This is a genomic window from Photobacterium obscurum, assembly GCF_026191635.1.
Lineage (GTDB): Bacteria > Pseudomonadota > Gammaproteobacteria > Enterobacterales > Vibrionaceae > Photobacterium > Photobacterium obscurum.
In genome coordinates, this window is record NZ_JAKRRW010000001.1 from 299665 (window position 1) to 320192 (window position 20528).

The 20528-nt window shown below is 47.5% G+C and carries 13 protein-coding genes and 1 riboswitch; of the genes, 6 read left to right on the plus strand and 7 right to left on the minus strand.

Annotated features, from left to right (window positions below; translation table 11 throughout):
- Positions 1 to 224: 224 nt before the first annotated feature.
- Positions 225 to 333: riboswitch (cyclic di-GMP riboswitch) on the minus strand.
- 205 nt (positions 334 to 538) lie between these two features.
- The 5 genes from MD588_RS01320 to cobA form a co-directional block, all read right to left on the minus strand.
- Entirely contained in the window at positions 539 to 2299 is a 1761-nt protein-coding gene (locus tag MD588_RS01320) for a bifunctional protein-serine/threonine kinase/phosphatase (RefSeq protein ID WP_265694960.1), read from the minus strand.
- Positions 2300 to 2416: 117 nt separating this feature from the next.
- A complete protein-coding gene (locus MD588_RS01325) occupies positions 2417 to 3889 on the minus strand; it encodes a NarK family nitrate/nitrite MFS transporter (RefSeq protein WP_265694961.1) in 1473 nt (490 codons plus the stop codon).
- Positions 3890 to 3946: 57 nt separating this feature from the next.
- Entirely contained in the window at positions 3947 to 4273 is a 327-nt protein-coding gene (gene nirD / locus MD588_RS01330) for a nitrite reductase small subunit NirD (RefSeq protein ID WP_265694962.1), read from the minus strand.
- A 101-nt stretch (positions 4274 to 4374) separates the two neighbouring features.
- Positions 4375 to 6900: a nitrite reductase large subunit NirB gene (nirB, locus tag MD588_RS01335; protein ID WP_265694963.1), complete on the minus strand. Its 2526-nt coding sequence runs from the start codon at positions 6898 to 6900 to the stop codon at positions 4375 to 4377.
- Between the two features lie 11 nt (positions 6901 to 6911).
- Entirely contained in the window at positions 6912 to 7751 is an 840-nt protein-coding gene (gene cobA, locus MD588_RS01340) for a uroporphyrinogen-III C-methyltransferase (RefSeq protein WP_265694964.1), read from the minus strand.
- A 391-nt stretch (positions 7752 to 8142) separates the two neighbouring features.
- Here cobA and MD588_RS01345 point away from each other — a divergent pair, with 391 nt between their 5' ends.
- The 6 genes from MD588_RS01345 to MD588_RS01370 all read left to right on the plus strand — a co-directional run bounded on the left by MD588_RS01345 (position 8143) and on the right by MD588_RS01370 (position 17640).
- Positions 8143 to 10332 (plus strand): molybdopterin oxidoreductase family protein, encoded by a 2190-nt coding sequence (locus MD588_RS01345; protein WP_265694965.1) that lies wholly within the window; start codon positions 8143 to 8145, stop codon positions 10330 to 10332.
- A gap of 50 nt (positions 10333 to 10382) precedes the next feature.
- Complete coding sequence (locus tag MD588_RS01350) at positions 10383 to 12284, plus strand: DmsC/YnfH family molybdoenzyme membrane anchor subunit (protein WP_265694966.1); 1902 nt, start codon at positions 10383 to 10385, stop codon at positions 12282 to 12284.
- 284 nt (positions 12285 to 12568) lie between these two features.
- Positions 12569 to 13483, plus strand: coding sequence for a LysR family transcriptional regulator (locus tag MD588_RS01355; protein WP_265694967.1), 915 nt, complete (start codon positions 12569 to 12571; stop codon positions 13481 to 13483).
- Between the two features lie 71 nt (positions 13484 to 13554).
- Positions 13555 to 14991 carry a DUF1254 domain-containing protein gene (locus MD588_RS01360; protein ID WP_265694968.1) on the plus strand — a complete coding sequence of 479 codons (1437 nt, stop codon included), beginning with the start codon at positions 13555 to 13557 and terminating at the stop codon, positions 14989 to 14991.
- Positions 14992 to 15030: 39 nt separating this feature from the next.
- The gene (locus tag MD588_RS01365) at positions 15031 to 16578 is read left to right on the plus strand and encodes a sulfatase-like hydrolase/transferase (RefSeq protein WP_265694969.1); all 1548 of its coding nucleotides are present in this window, start codon (positions 15031 to 15033) and stop codon (positions 16576 to 16578) included.
- A 279-nt stretch (positions 16579 to 16857) separates the two neighbouring features.
- Positions 16858 to 17640: a hypothetical protein gene (locus MD588_RS01370; RefSeq protein ID WP_265694970.1), complete on the plus strand. Its 783-nt coding sequence runs from the start codon at positions 16858 to 16860 to the stop codon at positions 17638 to 17640.
- Between the two features lie 114 nt (positions 17641 to 17754).
- Here the strand turns inward: MD588_RS01370 and MD588_RS01375 are convergent, their stop codons facing one another.
- Positions 17755 to 18924, minus strand: a complete 1170-nt coding sequence (locus MD588_RS01375) for an OmpP1/FadL family transporter (protein ID WP_265694971.1) — start codon at positions 18922 to 18924, stop codon at positions 17755 to 17757.
- Between the two features lie 55 nt (positions 18925 to 18979).
- On the minus strand, positions 18980 to 20365 hold the full coding sequence (locus MD588_RS01380) for a DUF1254 domain-containing protein (protein WP_265694972.1): 1386 nt from the start codon (positions 20363 to 20365) through the stop codon (positions 18980 to 18982).
- Positions 20366 to 20528: the final 163 nt, after the last annotated feature.

Sequence of the window (20528 nt, forward strand, 5' to 3'; positions counted from 1 at the left end):
GTTGGGAAGCCAGCTAGTGGGAAACAAAATAGCCACTGCTTATACCAAGCTAAATAAATATCAAACCATTATTCATGGCTAAAATCACCAACTACTGTGTTGAAAGCCTTGTAATTAGAACCACTAGTTACTGCAACTTCCGCCTTGTATTTGGCAACTTTTCCTCATGAAAAAGTAGGTCATCTACTTATCCAACTGGGTATTAATCGCCTACTTTATTCCTATCAGGTAACCCCGCTGCCATGGATATAACAAACACATCCTATGTTATCGTTACTCTTTAGGTCGGTAGTTTTGCGCCTGATCTTTTCAGACCATTTGCCTTTAGCTGACAGGGGTATTTATAGGCATAATTCTGCAGTTATCAAAAGTCATTATTAGATTATGGAATCATCGTCCCAATACCATTAACTATATCGAAACAAACAATTACAGTAATAATTAAAACAAGATAGTAGAAGCGTTATCAATAAACCTTAATAATATAAATTCAATATATTATTAAACACCAACAATACACAGATTTAATCATTTATAACTAACCAAGAGCAATGATATATGTTTCGATGCAAACAACAAACACCAATACCAACACCATAACCTTCCAAAACCGTAATGGATTACGTTGTATTAACGGGGACTCTTTCAGCTCCCTGAGTATTTTGGGATTTGGTGTAGATAAGTCATGAATAAACTCTGAGATCACTTGATAGCGTATATCAGGAGAGGGGTGACAGACTTTTTTTAATACCAAATCTAACCAAGAAGGCAAGTCCGGTCTATTTTTTGTAGCAGAAACATATTCATAATATTGAGGCTTGCTGCCATCAAAAACCTGTGAATACCGAGTTCTGTACGGCAATTTCCCTGTCAGCATTTCATAGACAATAACACCAACAGAAAATAAGTCTGAATAAACTGTCGCCTGTTCACCAGCCAAATATTCTGGTGCAATATAGTCTGTCGCTCCAACAGGCACTTCTTCTTTTATCACAGCGGTAATTTCATCAATCCCTTCCGCCTGAGCCGTACCGAAATCAATAAAAACAGCCTTGCCATTCTCAGTTAAGATTATATTTTCAGGCTTCAAGTCACGATGAACAATGCCCATTCGCTGAAAAAACCGAATAGGCTTAACTAATTCTGCAGCAACTTGACGTACCTTTTCTAAGCTCGGCTCAGGATTATCAATCATCCATTGCCTGAGTGTTTTGCCTTCCACATAATCACAAACATGGTACAAAAACGGAGATGTATCGGCATAACGATGGATTTTCATTACCGAAGTATGGGTGATCTGTCTTCCAATCCAACCTTCTCGAATAAACCCCTGAAGATAGACAAGATCATCAGAAAAATTCGGCGATGGTGCCTTTAGTACATAGTATTTTGTGTCAAAATGACTTTTTGCCAGATAGACATGGCTTCGGGTTCCACTATGTAGGACCCTAATAATTTCATATTGATCGATCCTATTCCCTTCAACTAATACTGGAGGGATAACCCGTTGCGTCAGCTGCCGAATAACCTCTTGAAGATTCTCTTGCGGTAGCGAATCTATTTTTACCAGCAAGCAGGTTAGGTTGTCATCACTCCCCTTCTTCAACGCATACTGAACTATCAAGTGAGCAAGTTCTTCCGTCGCCAGCTCCGTTCGCGACATTAATCCCTCTAACTCTTGCTTGCTCAGCCAATCATGCAGGCCGTCTGTGGTCAGCACTAACACATCATCTACCTCGACAGGCTCCTGTTGGTAGTCGACATCAAGCCGACTATCCATTCCCAATGCCCGGGTTAAAAAGTGGCTTTTTCCTCCTTGCTTGCGGCTGTGATCCTGAGTGAGCTGGGTGAGCTTTCCGGCTCGATAACGGTAAATTCGGCTGTCACCGACATGGATCAAATGTGCGGTGTTAGATTTGACAATAACACTGCTAAACGTCGTCACGAGCCCATTGTGTCTCAGATCACTTTGCTGACCGTGATGATATAACCAACTGTTCAAGCTGGTAAGCACCTTTGCCGCCGCCTTCCTTACTCCCCAACTGTTCGGCGTACTGTAATAGTCATCAATAAACTGAGTCACACTGGTATGGCTTGCCTGCTGCCCGTTATCACTGCAACTAACGCCGTCCGCGATACAAGCCACCACCCCTTTATACTTGACCACACTATTCCGCACAGAGTACTTCACCGCAAAGGCATCCTGGTTGGCTTCCCGATAGCCAGCACTGGAAAAGCCACCTACCGAGACCTGCAGCCCCTCGGTCACAACCTCTGGTACATCCATCGTCTCTGCCATCGGCATTTCCCTATACGATATACCCAATAGACCTCAAGGAGCAGAACAAACACCTTGAGGTTGTTTGGGCAAAGGATTGCTGCCCGCTAGCGGACAGCCACATAAGCCAAACATCACCTAGCTTTTCGCCACATCAATCATAGTGACACTGCCATCATCGTTCACTTCTGCGATCTGACCTGAAGGCTCTTCCATCATCAGTAACGTGACAAAACCAAGCACAGCCGTTGCTGCTATCACATAGAAAAAGGTGCTGTAGTCCACCAGTGACAAAATTGTGAGGTAACAGACAGCACCGACGTTGCCATAAGCACCAGTCATACCGGCAATCTGCCCAGTCATTCGACGCTTAATTAAAGGTACTGTCGCAAACACTGCCCCTTCACCCGCCTGAACGAAAAACGAGCACCCCATCGCGGCAGCCACGGCTAACCATACCGGCCAGGTACCGTTCACTTGCCCCATCAGGAAGTAACCTGCAGCTAATCCGGCGGTCAGAATCAATAATGTCGGCTTACGGCCAAACCTATCAGAAATCCAGCCGCCACCGGGACGCGACATCAGGTTCATAAAGGCATAAGCCGATGCAACCATCCCAGCCATTACTGGGGTTAGCTCGAAGGTGTCAGAAAAGAACAGTGGCAACATAGATACCACAGCCAGTTCAGAGCCAAAAGTGGCAAAGTAGAGCACATTCAAAACAGCAACCTGCTTGAATTTATACTGGTGGATTTCGGCTACCGGCTCTTTGAAAATTCTCTTATTAACCTTCCACGCCTGACTCACTTCATAAATATACATTACCGCAAGTACCAGGTAGATTCCTGTTACCATGGTGGCATTGAGCATCGATACACCGCTTGGTGACAACTTCCAAGCCAGTAGTGCCAATGCGCCATACATTGGCAGTTTCATCAACAATAGCAGATAAAAATCGCCTATTGAGGTAACTTCCATAGCCCCTAGGTTCTTTGGCTTAAAGTAGGTTGATCCCTTGGGTGTATCAGTCACATTGGCATAGAAGAAATATGAAAAGATCAAACTCATAGCACCGGTGATCGCCATGGCATAACGCCAGCCGTCCTCACCTCCAAACATCACGGCGACAGTAGGCAATGTAAAAGCCGCGGCAGCTGAACCAAAGTTACCCCAGCCACCGTAAATACCCTCAGCCGTTCCCAGTTCGTTGTGCGGGAACCATTCCGATACCAAACGAATGCCGACCACAAAGCCTGCGCCAATAAGGCCTAGGGCAAAACGAGCTATCGCCGCCTGGACAAAGCTATCTGCAAAAGCAAAGACAAAACACGGAATAGAACAAATCGCCAGCAAGGCTGAATAGACAATCCGAGGGCCATATTTATCGGTCAGCATTCCAATAATGACCCGAGCAGGGATCGTAAAAGCGACATTCAAGATCAGCAGAGTCTTAATCTCAGCGCTTGTTAGACCGAGAGACTCTTTTACTGACTGTAGCAATGGTGCGAAATTAAACCACACCATAAAAGTGATAAAAAAAGCCATCCAGCTTAGGTGGAGTATTTTCATTTTTCCAGAAAATGAAAATAGGTTAAATTTTGTCTCACTCATATTTTTTCCCTGTGATATTGATAAAGTTATCTACCTAAATACAGCTAGCGCGCTTCCTTACGCTGCTATCTGTACCTGCCCATCGGCCACTCGGATCGGATAAACCGGCACCTTCACCTCCGGCTCTTCAATGCACTGGCCTGAGGTCAGCTTGTAGTGATGCTTATACAATGGCGATGCCACGACCAGCTCACCGTTGATATCTCCTATCAGGCCACGTGATAGGACATTGGCCTTCCCCATAGGGTCGTAGTTGCCAATGGCAAAAAACGTATCCGTTAATTTGTCCCAGAACAGGGCTACTTGCTGGCCATTGACCAAGGCGCATACGCCGGTATCTGGGGTGAGCTTTTCTTTATCAATAATGGTTATCCACCTAGCCATCATTACTCCTTATTGGGCTTGTAATAATTGAAAACTAAGCGCTACAGCCTGCACGTTCATACCGCTGTGGCACCTGAATACTATTCCGTAAGCTGGCTCGATTAACTGGCTTGTTTCAGCTTTTTTCGCTCTGGCTCTGTGGCCGGACGGATCTGTTCGCGCTCTTCGACAAACTGCACCGCATCATCTGCCAGCTCTGAGTTAATGAAATGCTTGAACCGGACCAACTGAGCCGGGTCTTCAATGGTGGCTTTCCACTCGCACTGATAATTAGCAAGTGTGCGTGCCATTTCTTGTTCAAGCTCGGCGGCAATACCTAGCTTATCTTCAACCACCACTTGCTTAAGGTAATCCAGCCCGCCTTCCAAATTTTCCAACCAGACAGAAGTGCGTTGCAGGCGATCTGCTGTGCGGATATAGAACATCAGGAAACGATCGATATATTGATAGAGGGTTGCTTTATCCAGATCGGTGGCCAGCAAATCGGCATGACGCGGGCGCATGCCGCCGTTACCGCAGACATACAGGCTCCAGCCACCTTCAGTAGCGATAACACCGACATCTTTGCTCTGGGCCTCAGCACATTCACGGGTACAGCCGGAAACGGCAAACTTGAGTTTATGCGGTGAGCGCAGACCCTTGTAGCGATGCTCGATATCAATCGCCAGCCCAACACTGTCATTAACACCGTAGCGGCACCAGGTACTACCGACACATGACTTCACCGTACGTACCGCCTTACCGTAGGCATGACCGGTTTCAAAGCCGGCATTGATCAGTTTTTCCCAAATAGCAGGTAATTCATGCAGCTGTGCACCAAACAGATCCACTCGCTGGCCGCCAGTGATCTTAGTGTAAAGATTAAACTCTTTGGCCACTTGGCCAAGTGCGATAAGTTTGTCAGGCGTGATCTCACCTCCGGGAACCCGAGGGACCACAGAATAGGTACCATCTTTTTGCATGTTGCCGAGGAAAATGTCATTGGTATCCTGCAAGCCTTTGTGAGGCTCTTGCAAAATGTAGTCATTCCAGTAGGACGCTAGGATGGAGCCCACTGTCGGACGACAAATATCGCAACCATGTCCCCTACCGTATTTGGCCAGTAACTGATCAAACGTCTTGATCCCGGTTGTGCGGATAATATCGCTAAGCTCCTGTCGGGTATAAGCAAAGTGCTCGCAGAGATCGCGGCACACTTCCAACCCCATATTTTCAAGCTCACCATTGACCAGCTGGGTAGCCAGCGCTGCACAGCCGCCGCAGCCCGTCGCCGCTTTGGTAATCGTTTTGATCTCGCCAAGAGTGGTAGCACCGTCCTGAACGGCCCGACAAATCTGCCCTTTAGTCACATCCAGGCATGAGCAGATCACCGCCGCTTCCGGTAATGCATCTACACCCAAAGAGACAGCACCGCCCTCTACTGGCGGCACCAGCATATTTTCAGCCGCGGCGGGTAACTCAATACCGTTGAGGTAGATCTGCAACCAACTGTCATAATCGGCTGCGTCACCAACCATCACCGCCCCCAAGAGCTTCTTGCCACACTCACTGACCACCAGCTTCTTGTAAACTTGCTCTGCCTCGTTCGAGAAACAATAGCTTTTCGCTCCCGGCGTCTTGCCATGCGCATCGCCAATACTGGCAACATCCACACCGAGCAACTTGAGCTTGGTGCTCATATCTGCCCCCGTGAAAGCCTTGTTTTCTTCGCCAAATAGATGATCGACTGCCGCTTTCGCCATCAGATATCCGGGAGCGAGCAATCCAAAGGTCCGCCCGCCCCACAAGGCACACTCACCAATGGCATAAATATCCGGATCGGACGTCTGGCAGTTATCATTAATCATGATCCCGCCTTTTTCTCCTAACACCAGATCACAGCTGCGTGCCAATTCATCCTGAGGACGGATCCCGGCAGAAAATAGAATCATGTCGGTTTCCAAAAAGCTACCATCCGCAAAATTCATTCGGTAGCGACAAGTTTGTCCCGCGACAATTTCTTGCGTGTTCATACCGGTATGAACCTTCACTCCCAGCGCTTCAATCTTACTCCGCAATACTGCTCCGCCGGCACCATCAACCTGAACAGCCATCAAGCGTGGAGAAAACTCAACTACATGTGTCTCCAGCCCTTGTTGTTTCAATGCATTTGCCGCTTCTAGCCCCAACAGGCCGCCACCAACAACAACACCGATTTTGCTTTTTTCGGCCGAGGCTGTGATCGCTTCCAAATCTTCAATGGTACGGTAGACCAAACAATGAGGAAGCGTATTCCCCGGGATCGGCGGCACAAAAGGATACGAGCCTGTTGCAAGAATTAACGTGTCATAGGCTTCAATCCGGCCCTGTTGGGTGCTGACTTTTTTAGCCTCTCGATCAATAGCGACAACTCTATCGTTGGTAAAATGCTGCACCCCATGCTGATCATAATATTCTCTCGAGGTCAGCATTAACTCATCGGCGGTTTTCCCGCTAAAGTAGCTGCTTAGCTGTACGCGGTCATACGCCAAACGCGACTCTTCACTAAAAGTGGTCACCTGGACATCGACTATTTTTTCTTGCTCGATCAGTTGATCGATAAAGTGGTGTCCGACCATTCCGTTACCGACCACAATAACTCTTTTCATAACTTCCTCCGTTAAGCGCGTAATTCTTGTGCCATCCTTGGCATCTCTTCGCGCTCTCTTTGATACTGATGCTTTTGAGGCTGAAGACTGCCTGCCAGGGCAACGACCTCACCAACCACAATCAGCGTCGGGCTTTGTAATTGTTCTTGCATTGCGACATCTGGCAGAGTGGCTAACGAAGCGGTAAATTCCCTTTGATGAGGTTGACAGCCGTTTTCAATCAGCGCCGCTGGGGTGTGGGGATCTAAACCGTGCGTGATAAGCTGGCGTGAGATTTCGCTTAAGTTGCTCAGCCCCATATAAAACACCAAGGTGTGATCCAGTTTGGCCAGCTGCGCCCAATTCAAATCAAGCTGACCATGTTGCAGGTGACCGGTGACGAAAGTGCAGCCGGTTGAAAGTCCGCGGTGAGTTAAAGGGATGCCGGCATAAGTCGTACAACCAGAAGCCGCTGTGATCCCCGGGATCACTTCGGCATCAATCCCCTGCTGGCGCAATACCAGTAGCTCTTCACTGCCGCGACCGAAAACAAAAGGGTCTCCGCCTTTAATGCGACAAATATTTACCCCCTGAAGGGCCTTATCAACCATGTACTGGTTAAGTTGATCCTGAGGCACACAATGATTATTGCGAGTTTTACCCACATAGATTTTCTTAGTCGCAGCCGGAAACAGCGCCTTGATTTCATCGCTCACCAAACGGTCAAATAAAATCAGATCAGCATTTTCGATACACTTTACGGCCCTCAATGTCAGCAGGTCAGGATCGCCAGGCCCGGCCCCTACCAAAGACACAAACCCCATCCCTGTTGTCTTCTTTTTGTCTACTTGAGTAATCATCTCAATGGTCATAGCAACCACTCCATTTACTTCCTTTGCATTAACTAAAGCGAAGATGATGCCAACCCTTCGAGATCCACCACAAATCGCCAAAACCCACCACTAAAGAGGTATTTTTTAGATGCAAACGCCAAATAGACACATAAAAACAGGGGAATTATCGACAAAAATCACCTCCCCCTGCTCTGCGCCAGTGCAGTTTGTTAACAAAACGCACAGTTAAAGTGCGAAAGCCACTCTGACAACAGAACAACCTTCTCCAAAGGCGCACAAACAAATTCAAGTTATTGATTTAAAAAAGCAAAAAAAGTTTGGCTCAGTTTGTGCTTGGCGTTTATACAAAGATTGAACAAAAGCTGAAACGGTCTTTATAGGCCTTCTATGAGATTGGTTAGGAGAAAACATGCTGCTTGGACGAGAAGATCAAAAGCCCATTCGCATTGCGGATAAAAAAGTCGTGGAATGGAAGTACACCACTTGTGGTTATTGCTCAACAGGGTGCTCCATTGAAGTGGGGATCGATGAAGAAGGAAAAGCTGTCGCCAGTCGCGGGGTCGCAGGTGCAGATGTGAACCGGGGAAAGCTGTGTATTAAAGGCATTTTTGAGCATGAGCTCTTCGAGGCAGCAGGGCGAGGCGATCAGCCTGTACTACGTGACCGCTTCCATCATGACTTCAAGGACACTTCCTGGGATCATGCGCTTGATACCATGGCCGATAAAATCAAAGCCATTCAGGAACAACATGGCCGAGATGCCTTTGCGGTGGTATCGACAGGCCAGCTATTAACAGAAGAGTTCTATACCTTAGGTAAATTGGTCAGGGGCTGCATCGGCACCAACAACTACTGCGGTAACACCACGCTCTGCATGGCCTCGGCCGTTTCCGGCTATAAACGCTCGTTCGGCTCTGATGGCCCACCAGGCTGTTATGACGATTTTTCCCATACCGGCTGCCTTATCGCCTGGGGCTCAAACCTGCCGGAACAACACCCGGTCATTTACTGGCGCCTTAAAGAAGCACGAGAGAAACGCCACTTCCCGCTGATTGTGGTGGATCCCCGTGTCACTATGCTGGCCCAGTTTGCCGACATCCACCTGCCAATTACGCCCGGCACGGATGTAGTACTGCAAAATGCCCTAATGCACGTGATCCTTGAAGAAGGCCTAGAAGATCGCGCCTATATCGAACAACATACCAACGACTTCGACCAGCTGGCAGCCTGTGTCAAAGACTATGACCCAACCACAGCGGCCAAGATCTGCGGCATTAACGAAGATACCATTCGCCATGTTGCCCGTGTTTTTGCCAAGGCCGATTCAGCCATGAGTATCTGGACCATGGGGATAAACCAGAGCACCCACGGCAGCGATGGCGTCACCGGTTGTAACAGCCTAGCGCTGCTGACCGGAAACATCGGTAAGCCCGGCGGCACCAGCCTGTCCATTACCGGCCAGTGCAATGCTATGGGCACCCGTGAATGGTCGTCCTGCTCGGGCCTGCCCGGCTACCGTTATCTGGAAAAAGAACAGGACAGGCAGGAGATTGCAGACTTCTGGGGTATTGACCCCTCGTTCTTCCCAACAAAAAGAGGGATGGCACAAACGGATATTTTCCCGGCCATTGAAAGCGGTCAAATCAAGGGATTATGGCTGGTTGCAACCAACCCGATGACCTCAATGCCCAATACGTCTCGCATCCGCAAGACACTGGAGAAACTTGATTTTTTAGTGGTACAGGATGCCTACCAAGATGTCGAAACTACCCAATATGCCCACCTTTACCTGCCAGCCGCCGTCTGGGCTGAGAAAGAAGGCTGCTTTACCAACACCGAGCGCCGGGTAAACCGTGTTACCAATGTGCTGCCGCCAAAAGGGAACAGCAAGCCGGATTTCTGGATTTTTAATCAACTTGCCAAGCGCTTCCCTAACGGCAACAAGATCCATTTCCCGGACAACACCGAAGGCGCTTTTGAAGAGATGAAGCAGTTGTCCAAAGGCACGGAACGCACGCTGGATATCTCCGGTATGAGCTATGCCAAAATCGAGCAGGCCAAAGGCATTCAGTGGCCTTGCCGCGAGGGTGAAGACGGTATGCAGGGCGATGCGCGGCTCTATACCGACGGATTTTTTCAAACTCCGAACGGTAAAGCCAACCTGATCCCCCTACCCTTTGTCGATAACAACGAACGGCCTTGCAGCGAATACCCTTTCTGGCTCAACAGCGGCCGGGTGGTCGAGCATTTTCATACCCGCACCCGTACCGGCAAGTTAGGTAACTTAAACAAATACAGCCCGACGCCATACATGGAAATGAATCCGGATGCGGCAGCCAAGCTTGGTATCCAACACCAAAGCTATGTCAGGTTGCTCTCCCGCCGAGGCGACGCGGTGGTAATGGTGCAGCTCACCCAGCGGGTGGCTCCTAACGCGGTGTTTATCCCTTTCCACTTTCACGACTGTGTTAACCGCTTGTCACTTGGCCTGTTGGATCCGCATTCACGTCAACCTGCATTTAAGCAAAGTGCTGTTCGTATTGTGCCTGTCGATCAGACGTTAGCCGCCAAGCTCAATAAACAACGCCGTGATTTTTGATTTTAGGCATAGCCAATTACATCCAGTTTTAACTTTGTAGGGAGACAGTCATGTTAAAAGTAGCCAAGAAGCTCAGGGACAGATTAGACAAGATCGGTGCCCCGGAAAAACCGGAAGTCGCCCCTGGTGTCGCCATCTTCGATGTGCGGGACGAAGAACAGGATTACGCCCGTCTGCAAGATAAAGAGGCCAAAGAGACCAACCGCTACGGCCAGAGGATCGATTTGATTGAACTGAGCGACGATACCTTACCCAAGTATCGCCCCATGATGATCAATGAAAATCCGAAAGTGGGAACAAACCCCAACCGAAACAAACAACACGGGTTTCATTTTACCGCAGATAACTGTATTGGCTGTCACGCCTGTGAAGCCGCCTGTAGTGAAAAAAATGACAATCCCGCCCATATCAGTTTTCGTAATGTCGGTTATGTTGAAAGCGGCAGTTATCCCGACTACCGCCGGATAAATATTTCAATGGCCTGCAACCATTGCGACGATCCTGTTTGTCTCAAAGGTTGTCCGACCCGAGCCTATACCAAGCATGCGGAATACGGTGCCGTACTGCAGGATCCTGAAACCTGCTTTGGCTGTGGCTACTGCACCTGGGTTTGCCCCTATAATGCGCCGCAGCTAGACCCAATTCAGGGGCGAGTATCGAAATGCAATATGTGTGTCGATCGCCTTGAAGAAGGCCTGAAACCAGCGTGTGTCTCTGCCTGCTTGGGCAATGCGCTCAACTTTGGCGTAATCGAAAATACCCCGGAGAACCGAGAGCAGTGCAAAACGGAGATCCCTGGCTTTCCATCACCGGAAATCACCCACCCGAATATCCGTTTCCAGCAAACCAACAGCACCCAGAATGAGATGACGCGAACCGATTCCATGCCGCTCAAATACCACAAACAGGAAGACGGTACATTCCGCTCTGTGGTTGATGAAAAAGCCGGTAAAGAGACAGCATGGAACATCAAGCGTTTAAGCTCTCGGGAAAACCCTCTGGTTTTCTTTACCTTGCTAACCCAGGGAGCAATGGGCGCCTTTGCCTTGCTGTTTTTTGCCAAAGCCTTTGCCGTATCCAGCTTAGCTAGCCTGTTCAATACAGGGACGGAGCTGGCACTGTTGGCGCTACTTCTTGCCATGCAAGCTGGCGGACTCTTACTTTCAACTATGCACTTGGGGAAACCATGGCGTTTCTATCGCGGCTTTAATAACTTGCGCTTTTCACCCGTCAGCCGCGAGGCCTTCGGTGTGGCCCTGTTCTTTACCTTTATGGCCTCTTACAGTGCCTGCACGGCATTAAACTTATTGGTTGACCTAAAAGTTATTAATTGGCTTGGCCAGATTTTTGGCTCTCTTGCAGTGTTCAGCGCGGCATGCGGCCTGTACTTTATGTACCGCAGCTACCGGATCAAGGCCCGTCCTTTCTGGGATCACTGGCAAACAGCCTGCTCTTTTGCTGGTTCAGCACTCACCATTGGCCCAATGGTGTTAGCACTAGTGAGCATACTTGGCAACAACGACTTATATCCGATGCTTAACCTGCTTACGCCGATCGTTATCCTTGGGTTGCTGGTAGAAGGTGCCGGTTTATGGTTCCACGCTCGCCATATGAACCAGGAACAAGGTGAAGGGGCTGCCTCGCACTATGTGCAATGTACAACGTTCGGGAAAACCTACTTAACCCGTAATGGCTTACTGACTGCAAACATCCTCGGCCTGCTACTGCTAAATACATGGTCACCGTCAGGCTATACTGCTCTGCTTTGGTTATTGCCGATGATGTCTGTTGTTGCCACAGCGCTAGTTAGTCGCGCTCTGTTCTATATTCTGGTGATCCCCACCACGATGCCAGGTGCGTTTTTCTGGAAGAACAAAGGCTTTGAGCAGCACGCTAAAGATGTCGGCCTGGCCGATATGCCGCAGACCGGTGTTGTGGCTGACTCTCATTAACCAGCTCAGTAACAAATAGAAATAGCCATGCCACCAGCATCGTTGCAGAAGCATGGCTTTTTATTACCCTAAAGCAATTAACATCTATACCCAAGTAACCTCAAGATGCTGATAATTATTGATTTACCACCTTTGAATGCACAAATTATTACAATTCAAAACACGTAAGCACTCTGCAAGCATATATTTGCCACAGCGTTAATTGCCTGTTCAGCCACCCCAGTATTTAATATACAAAACATGAAACTCTGCCAAGCCAAAAAAATTCCTTTAGAGAATATTAAATGACAAAAGATCTGAACCTACTCCGTTTATTAATCGTACTCAATGAAGAGCGACAAACAATTCTAGCCGCCAAGCGGATGAACCTAAGCCAACCAACAATCAGCGTCATGCTAAAAAAACTTCGCGATCAGTTTAACGACCCGTTATTTGTCCGCGACAGGAATCAACTTGAACCGACGGTTAAATGCCGACAGTTATTACAACAAGTTCCCGTGCTTCTTGAGCAACTTGATGCACTATATGTTGACAAAGACAACTGGGACATCAGCAAGGTTAATGGTGAGATTAATCTTCTATTTTCGCCACCGCTGATGAGCGTCCTGGCTGCACCTATTGTCAGCAAGCTGACTGAACTTGCTCCTAATGTCACCGTACAATGCTACCAGTGGGGATATAATGCGATCGCAGATCTTGAAGCCAAAAAAGCCAGTTGGGGGATCGGTTACCTGCCGATAGAAACCAATAAGAACATCATTCAAAAAGATATTGGTTCAGATCAAATGATCCTTATCATGCGAAAAGGGCATCCGCTATCATCAAATATACTAGAGGAAATTCTTCAGTACCCATTGTGCATTAACATCGTTCCGGGTGTTAGTGAACCATCTCGAACTGAAATGCTCATTAAGAAATATAATCTGAATAAGCATGTCAATGTCCGAACCAGTGATATTAGCATGATGCTACACCTGCTAAACGAGAGTAATTACATTGGTGTTGTATCCAAACATAATTACCCGTTCCTAAATCAACACTACCGATTTGAATATATGCCTGAATTAATAAAAGCAGATACGGCATCTCGTCCTTTGGCATTATTTACCCATCAAAGAAATCGTAACGAACCACTGACTAAGTGGTTACATGATGAAGCCAAGAAAATTATGTCATCAATGCCAGAACCGGCGTATTAAATGACGTAATAGACGCTATTCAACACCTTTCCTCCTTGCTGCGATAGTCTAATCCCAAGGAGGAACCCACCATGCTTAAACCTACATTCAGCAAAATTTCCTTAGCCGTCTTACTCGCTTCTTGCAGCCTTGCGCAGGCTAATTTTGCCCACGCCAATACACAACAAAATCAAATTGCGATTGAAACCAATCAAGCACTCGCCAATGAGACCTATACCCTTGGGGTAAATGCGTATTTATGGGGCTCGACTCTGGTGCGAATGGAGCAAATTTCCCGCCAGTATACTGATTTGTCACAGACTCAAGCCGATACTAGCTACCGCGGCCCGCTTAACCAATTCGGCCATGCCCGCCGCCTCAGCTCTCCGGCAGATACGGACATGCCGACCGCCAACCGCGATACGCTCTATTCCAGTGCCATCCTCGACTTGAGCCAGGAACCACTTGTACTTTCCGTTCCTGATGTTACTGACCGGTATTTTGTCATCAACATGTTCGACATGTGGCATAACCTGTTCCAGTACGTCGGTACCCGCGAAACCGGCAGCCTTGCCAAGCAGTTCCTGATTGTCCCTCCGGGCTGGAAGGACGACGGTACGACACCGCGCAACCTCAACATCATCGAATCACCGACCTCGAAAGTCTGGTTATGGGGCCGTACCCAGGTCTTTGGTGAGCAAGACTATGCTGCAGCCAATACGATTCAGGATAAGTACACCCTGACACCACTGAGCGTATACAGCGGCCAAGCCAAGAAACCAGTTAAGTTCAAGTCGCTGCCGCCAAGACCAGGCAAAACGGACGATCCGCTACGCTTCTTTGTCGAGCTTGGCGAGTACCTCAAAGCCAACCCTCTTCCAGAACGCCAACAAGCACTTGCTGGCCAGTTCGCAAAAATTGGACTAACGACCGACCAAGGTTTCGATCGCTCGGCCGTTACGACTGCAATGAAGAAAACACTGATCAAAGCCATCGAAGACGGCCAGAAAATTGTCAGTGCCCAGGCGGCTAATCCAGGTAACCTGGAAATGAAAGACGGCTGGGTCTACACCTTTGCACTCGACAGCTTTGGTGATGACAATGCAATGCGTTCACTGATTGCCCACCCCTATCTGGGCGGTCAGGGCCCCAAAGAAGCCATCTATCCAATGGCAGCAACCGATGCCAAAGGCGTACCGCTAAACGGCCAAAATGACTACACCATGAAGTTCGACGGTGAACCGCCAGTGGGCTCGTTCTGGTCGGTCACCGTTTATGACGCCAAGTCCAAGCTATTGGTCGATAACGAAATCGACCGCTACAACATCAACGATCTAACCGACATCAACAAGAACAAAGACGGTTCGTTCGAGATCCATTTCTCAAGCGACAAGCCAAAAGGCAGCGAGGCTCAAAACTGGCTACCGACACCGGATGGACCTTTCTATGTCCTCGCTCGACTCTATATCCCATCAAAAGAAGTACTGGATATGAGCTGGACCGTTCCGGGTCTGAAAAAAACCAACTAAAAACAGCCCTTTGCTAGTCACTACAACTAAGGAACACTTATGACCTCTAAAATGACCAAGTCATTATTGGCGCTAGCCGTGTCATCTGCAGCCACTTTCAACGTCATGGCAGCCCCAGAGCAACCGAACATTGTGATGATCATGCTCGACGATGTTGCGCCGATGGACATCTCGGCCTACCACCGTGGTTTGGGCGCCGTCGAAACACCGAACATCGACCGTATTGCCGAACGCGGCATGATGATTTCCGATTACTATGCCCAAGGCAGTTCTACTGCCGGTCGCTCCGCCTTCATCACTGGCCAATATCCAATACGAACCGGTTTGACTTCGGTAGGCCAGCCGGGTTCTATCCGTGGTTTACAGCAGGAAGATCCAACCCTAGCGACCATGCTAAAAGCCAAGGGCTACGATACCGTCCATGTCGGTAAGAGCCACTTAGGTGACCGCAACAGCATGTTGCCGACAGTCAACGGCTTCGATGAATTTATCGGCTTTCTGTATCACTTAAATGTGATGGAAATGCCTGAGCAGCCGGAATACCCGAAAGATCCGAATTTCATCGGTCTTCCGCGTAATGTGATCCACACTATCGCCACAGACACATTTGATAAAACCGAAGACCCGCGTTTTGGCGTGGTCGGCAAACAGAAGATCACCGACAAAGGTCCATTGGGGGCCAAGCGGATGATGACCATAGACCAGGAGTTCAATAACTTTGCCATCGACTGGATAGACCGCCAGCAAAAAGCGACTCCGGATAAACCGTTCTTTATGTGGTACAACCCAGCGCGGATGCACCAGAAAACCCATGTTCAAGATGCTTACCTGGGCTCTAGCCAGACCACGTTCTACTACGATGCGGTTAAAGAGGTGGATGATCAAATCGGTCGACTGTTAGACAAACTGGAAGCAACTGGCGAGATGGACAACACCATCGTGATGTTCACCTCTGATAACGGGGTAAACCTGGATCACTGGCCAGATAGCGGCGCGGCGTCATTCCGTGGCCAGAAGGGCACCACCTATGACGGCGGCTTCCGGGTACCGATGCTGGTGAGCTGGCCTGCGAAGATCCCACAGGGCGAGTACACCGACGGCCTGATGAGTGCTGAAGACTGGGTCCCGACTCTGATGGCCGCAGCAGGTGATACAACCATTAAAGAGCGATTGCTCAAAGGCACCAAGCTCAACGGTAAAGAATACAAAGTACATCTGGATGGTTACAACCAGCTGGATATGTTGACTAAAGGCGCACCGAGTAACCGTCATGACTTCTTCTACTACAACGAAAATAGCTTAAATGCTTTCCGAGTTGATGAGTGGAAAGTGCATTTGAAAACCAAGACCGAATGGGCGGCACCGGCTGAAGAGTCGCCTCTGGGTATTCTGATGAACATCAAGGCGGATCCTTATGAGCGTTCTATCGATACTCGTGGCTGGTTTCTGTGGATGAAGGAAAAGACGTGGGTGCTTCCTAAGTTGCAGAAACACATGATTCAACACCAGAAATCACTGAAGGCCTTCCCTCCTCGTCAAACAAACGGTGGCATCGGCATGGCCGATAAAACGGTGGTTGCCAAGTAACTTAGTCGCTCATTGTGGTGGAAAAGGTGCAGTCATTTCTGCACCTTTTCATCTGCAAGGCTGATATTGCTAACAGAGAAATAAACAGAAAACTAAAAATCGATAACATATATCGATTTAATAATGTAATTGCTCAATCAAACAACTACCTAACATTATTTAACACCTTTATGTAGAGAGTATCTAAAACACGTTCAATTATTACTTCTCATAAAACCAAACTCTAAACATAGAAATCAAACCTCACATATTTATATTATATGAGACTAGGCGCTTCCAATGAAAAATATATCAAAACCATTAATAACCTTACCTATATTAATTTCACTTTCTCCCTATGCCTTCGCTGAAGATAATATTCAAGATATGTCTGACCCACTCTCAGTTTATACCCAGGCGGGTCTTGGCTATACCGACAAAGGGCTGAACGTTAAAATTGGCCGCTCATATGACACAGGTATTGAAAACACGGCAGGGATGAATGTTTTTGAGCTCAAGGGAATTGGTGGAGAGTCGCTGGGCTGGAATGGTAGTTCACGAGAAAATAACAATGATAGTCCGAGCTTGATTCGCTTTCGTAATTTCCAGGCCAACATAAAAAATGGCCAAGCAAAGCAAATTGATATCAATTATGACCTAAACAATGAAATGGGAACGGCATCCTACAGCTTCATACAAGCACTTCCCCAAATTGGCCCATTCAACTTCTTCCCTCTCGCAGGGGTTGGGGCTTCATTTGGCAACAATGTCGTCGGTGATGACGGCGAAACTATCAGCGGTTATTCCATCCCAGGGACTTTCATTGTCGCCGGTACTTACGCAAAACTCGCTTTGACCGAAAAGATCTGGCTGAACTACAATCCAATGTGGAAGAAGACACTATCAGGTTCAGACACTTATAAAGATCATGGCTTTGAAGATAATAATAATGTGTTAGCGCATGAGTTCGCGGCCTCTTATCAGATCAACCCTCGATTCAACGTCCGATATTTTGCCAACTGGAGCGAAAATACTAACTTCAGCGATGGCAGTCATCGTATTGAGTTTAACTACCAGTTTTAAATTCTCCTTTGAATTAAGTTAGGAGAGTTTAGTTAAATAAAAACCTGCATTATTAAAATGCAGGTTTTTACCAAATAACTCGTTAATAATCTGACGAGCAAACTCAGTTAATTATTAAAATGACACATTCACCATAACACCAAAAAACTGATTACTATTATCAAACTCCCCAGTCATAAACTTTCCGTCTATTTCAGGCTTTCCATAATCCACATAACTGTAATAACCATTCACCGTTATCCGTTGACTCCAGTGATAAGTCGCACCGATACTATAGCGATACTGCTCATCCACTGGTAAGTCAGCCGACTGTAACTGCAGATCATCAAGCGGAGAACTGGCATAGCCAACACCACCTTCCAGACGCCAGGCTGGCGTCACTTGGTATCGAGCACCGACCGCCGCGGTCCAAACATCATCAAAGCCACGCTGGATCTGACCTATTTCATTGTCATTAATATCGATCCGGGTTGAATCGTTTTCACTCCACTCTTCAAACCCAAGGCTCCAGACTAGGCTCAAAGGTTGGTTTAGCTGATGTAATCCAGACAATTCAAGCTGGGCCGGATTGACAATGTTGAGTCCAACCTCCCCCTTAAAGCCAGCCGAACTATTCACCATTCCCGTTAAATCATGCTTCATCCGAGAGCGGTAGCTCAGTCCTAAGCGATGGCTATCATTCAGTTGATACATCAAGCCCAAATTAAAACCTAACGCTATCGAGTCTGTCTCAATGTCTATATTCTCTCGTGCTAAAGATTGTTCAAAAGACGCGTAGTCCATCTGAATTCCCGCACCGACAGACAACTTGTCATTAACCTGGAAGGAAATGGCAGGATTCAACTGCATCACACTAAATTGCAAGTTATTGAGCTCAATCTGACCGGCATAAGTCGTACCATAATCAAGCGTACTACCACCTGTCGCGACTAAGCTTAAACCGACATGAAGCTGGTCTGAAATAGGCTCGACAAAGTACATTGAACCGTAAGGCTGAAAGCCACCCGCGTTACCGCTGCTCAATACATCAGAACGATCGTCATGGTAGCGAATATTCAGATCCATACCGGCCATATTCACCGACAATGAACGCTTGTCGAGGTAACTCATACCAGCAGGATTTGAATAGGCAACAGAGGCATTTTCAGCGACAGCTGCCCCACCCGCCCCTGCGGTACTCACGCTCATTTGGCTCATTTCAGGCACCAACGTACCTGCAGCCTGCACGCCAAAACTCCCCAGTACCAAGGAACTAAGCATGGTTAACTGTATATTTCGTTTCATTTCATACCTACTCAAAAGAAGAAGGAGAGTTATCTCCCCTCCTTGTAACGCAACATTACTGCTTAATTACCTGCGGGAGCGGATATTCATTATCTAAAACTGCCAGAGTAGGCTCATATAGACGCATATGAAGATAGAAATCGTCTTGTGGTGCCGGTAACCAATTACATGAAGTATCTGTTGGACGCGAATACTGAATACAAATAGATAAGGTGCCATCGTTGTTATAAGTCAGCTCATCATTACGGTTGGTAGAAATCGAATAGCGATCGATTTCATTCGGCACCATGAACAGATCATTCGCGTCATACATAGTCAGTGACCAGAATGCCTCGGCCGGCGCATCAGCAGGCATGGTCATACGGTAGTTATTCCGACCTGATAATTGTTGACCCTCAGAGTCGGTATAACGGTTCGGGTACAGTGCGCGCTCCGGGACGTTCAGGCCAGCAGCACGCAGGTTAATACTGGCACGGCTCAGGTAGTCGTTACCGTAACGGCCACCTTCAAACATCATTGACCAACCATTGTTTAGGGTACCAATACTGCGCCCCGCATAATGAATGATTTCCTGGGATGACTTGATCGCACGAAGAAGCCCTTTTTTCTGAGCTTCGGTCAGATCATTGGGATTAAACGGCTTATCTGTGCCGATATTGATGTATTTAAACTGATCAACAATAGCTGCATCTTCCGGTAATGGGTTTTCGCGGATTTCTTTATCGATCAGGCTAAACCATTCCAAGCCTTCCGGCCTTGCCATTGGTGGAATGCCACCTTTTGCCTGACCTAGCTCAACCACACCGTGCGGCTTGCCATATTCAGACAGCGGGTAATTAATAAAGCCATCATGTACTTTCAGTGCCGCAGGCAGATCTTTTTTGCCAGCAACACCGGTACGCTGGATATACCAAACTTTTGGTGTACGAGACTCAATCACTCCGTCGATTCCGGCAGGAGTCTCCCCCTTCCAGCCTTTTTTCACTAGCAAAAACTTACTGCCTTCTTTACCGGCATTTTGTTGAATCAAATCATTGACTGAATCTGAATAAGCATCAAGTAACTGAACGATAAAATAACGATCATCAGTTCGAGGGATCTCAATGACCATAGGGCCAGACAGGTTAAGGTCAATATGCGATTGAGAATACAGGGTATCGTTGTTAACCGTTGGTACAATTTTATGTTGAGGACCGGACAATATCCGCGTTTTGCCCATCTCATTTATCGGTGCCATCGCATTATTCATCGGTTCATCCACCGATGTCGATGTTTGTCTTACCTGAGCAACAGTTAAAGGTCCAGTGCCATAAATAAACGCCTGCATACCAAGGTTATATGCTAACTCTTCTTCGGCGTTCATTACGTTACTTGCCATGGCAGGAGCCATCGTCGAACCCACCATTGCAACAATGGCGGTAGAGAATAATGTTTTTTTCATAAACAAGCCTAGTTAGTAGAACGATTGATTCAACCAATCCAGCTTACCAAATATATAAACATTAAATTTTAATAACCACTATTAGAAATTCAAATTGACCAAGCCAGAATACAAAACCAGAATTTAACCGTTAAAAAACAACACATTAAGAAACAAGCAAAGA

Bases quoted from the DNA above. Each gene is read 5' to 3' on its own strand.
- MD588_RS01320 (WP_265694960.1), bottom strand. From the start codon at position 2,299: ATGGCAGAGACGATGGATGTACCAGAGGTTGTGACCGAGGGGCTGCAG.
- MD588_RS01325 (WP_265694961.1), bottom strand. From the start codon at position 3,889: ATGAGTGAGACAAAATTTAACCTATTTTCATTTTCTGGAAAAATGAAA.
- nirD (WP_265694962.1), bottom strand. From the start codon at position 4,273: ATGGCTAGGTGGATAACCATTATTGATAAAGAAAAGCTCACCCCAGAT.
- nirB (WP_265694963.1), bottom strand. From the start codon at position 6,900: ATGAAAAGAGTTATTGTGGTCGGTAACGGAATGGTCGGACACCACTTT.
- cobA (WP_265694964.1), bottom strand. From the start codon at position 7,751: ATGACCATTGAGATGATTACTCAAGTAGACAAAAAGAAGACAACAGGG.
- MD588_RS01345 (WP_265694965.1), top strand. From the start codon at position 8,143: ATGCTGCTTGGACGAGAAGATCAAAAGCCCATTCGCATTGCGGATAAA.
- MD588_RS01350 (WP_265694966.1), top strand. From the start codon at position 10,383: ATGTTAAAAGTAGCCAAGAAGCTCAGGGACAGATTAGACAAGATCGGT.
- MD588_RS01355 (WP_265694967.1), top strand. From the start codon at position 12,569: ATGACAAAAGATCTGAACCTACTCCGTTTATTAATCGTACTCAATGAA.
- MD588_RS01360 (WP_265694968.1), top strand. From the start codon at position 13,555: ATGCTTAAACCTACATTCAGCAAAATTTCCTTAGCCGTCTTACTCGCT.
- MD588_RS01365 (WP_265694969.1), top strand. From the start codon at position 15,031: ATGACCTCTAAAATGACCAAGTCATTATTGGCGCTAGCCGTGTCATCT.
- MD588_RS01370 (WP_265694970.1), top strand. From the start codon at position 16,858: ATGAAAAATATATCAAAACCATTAATAACCTTACCTATATTAATTTCA.
- MD588_RS01375 (WP_265694971.1), bottom strand. From the start codon at position 18,924: ATGAAACGAAATATACAGTTAACCATGCTTAGTTCCTTGGTACTGGGG.
- MD588_RS01380 (WP_265694972.1), bottom strand. From the start codon at position 20,365: ATGAAAAAAACATTATTCTCTACCGCCATTGTTGCAATGGTGGGTTCG.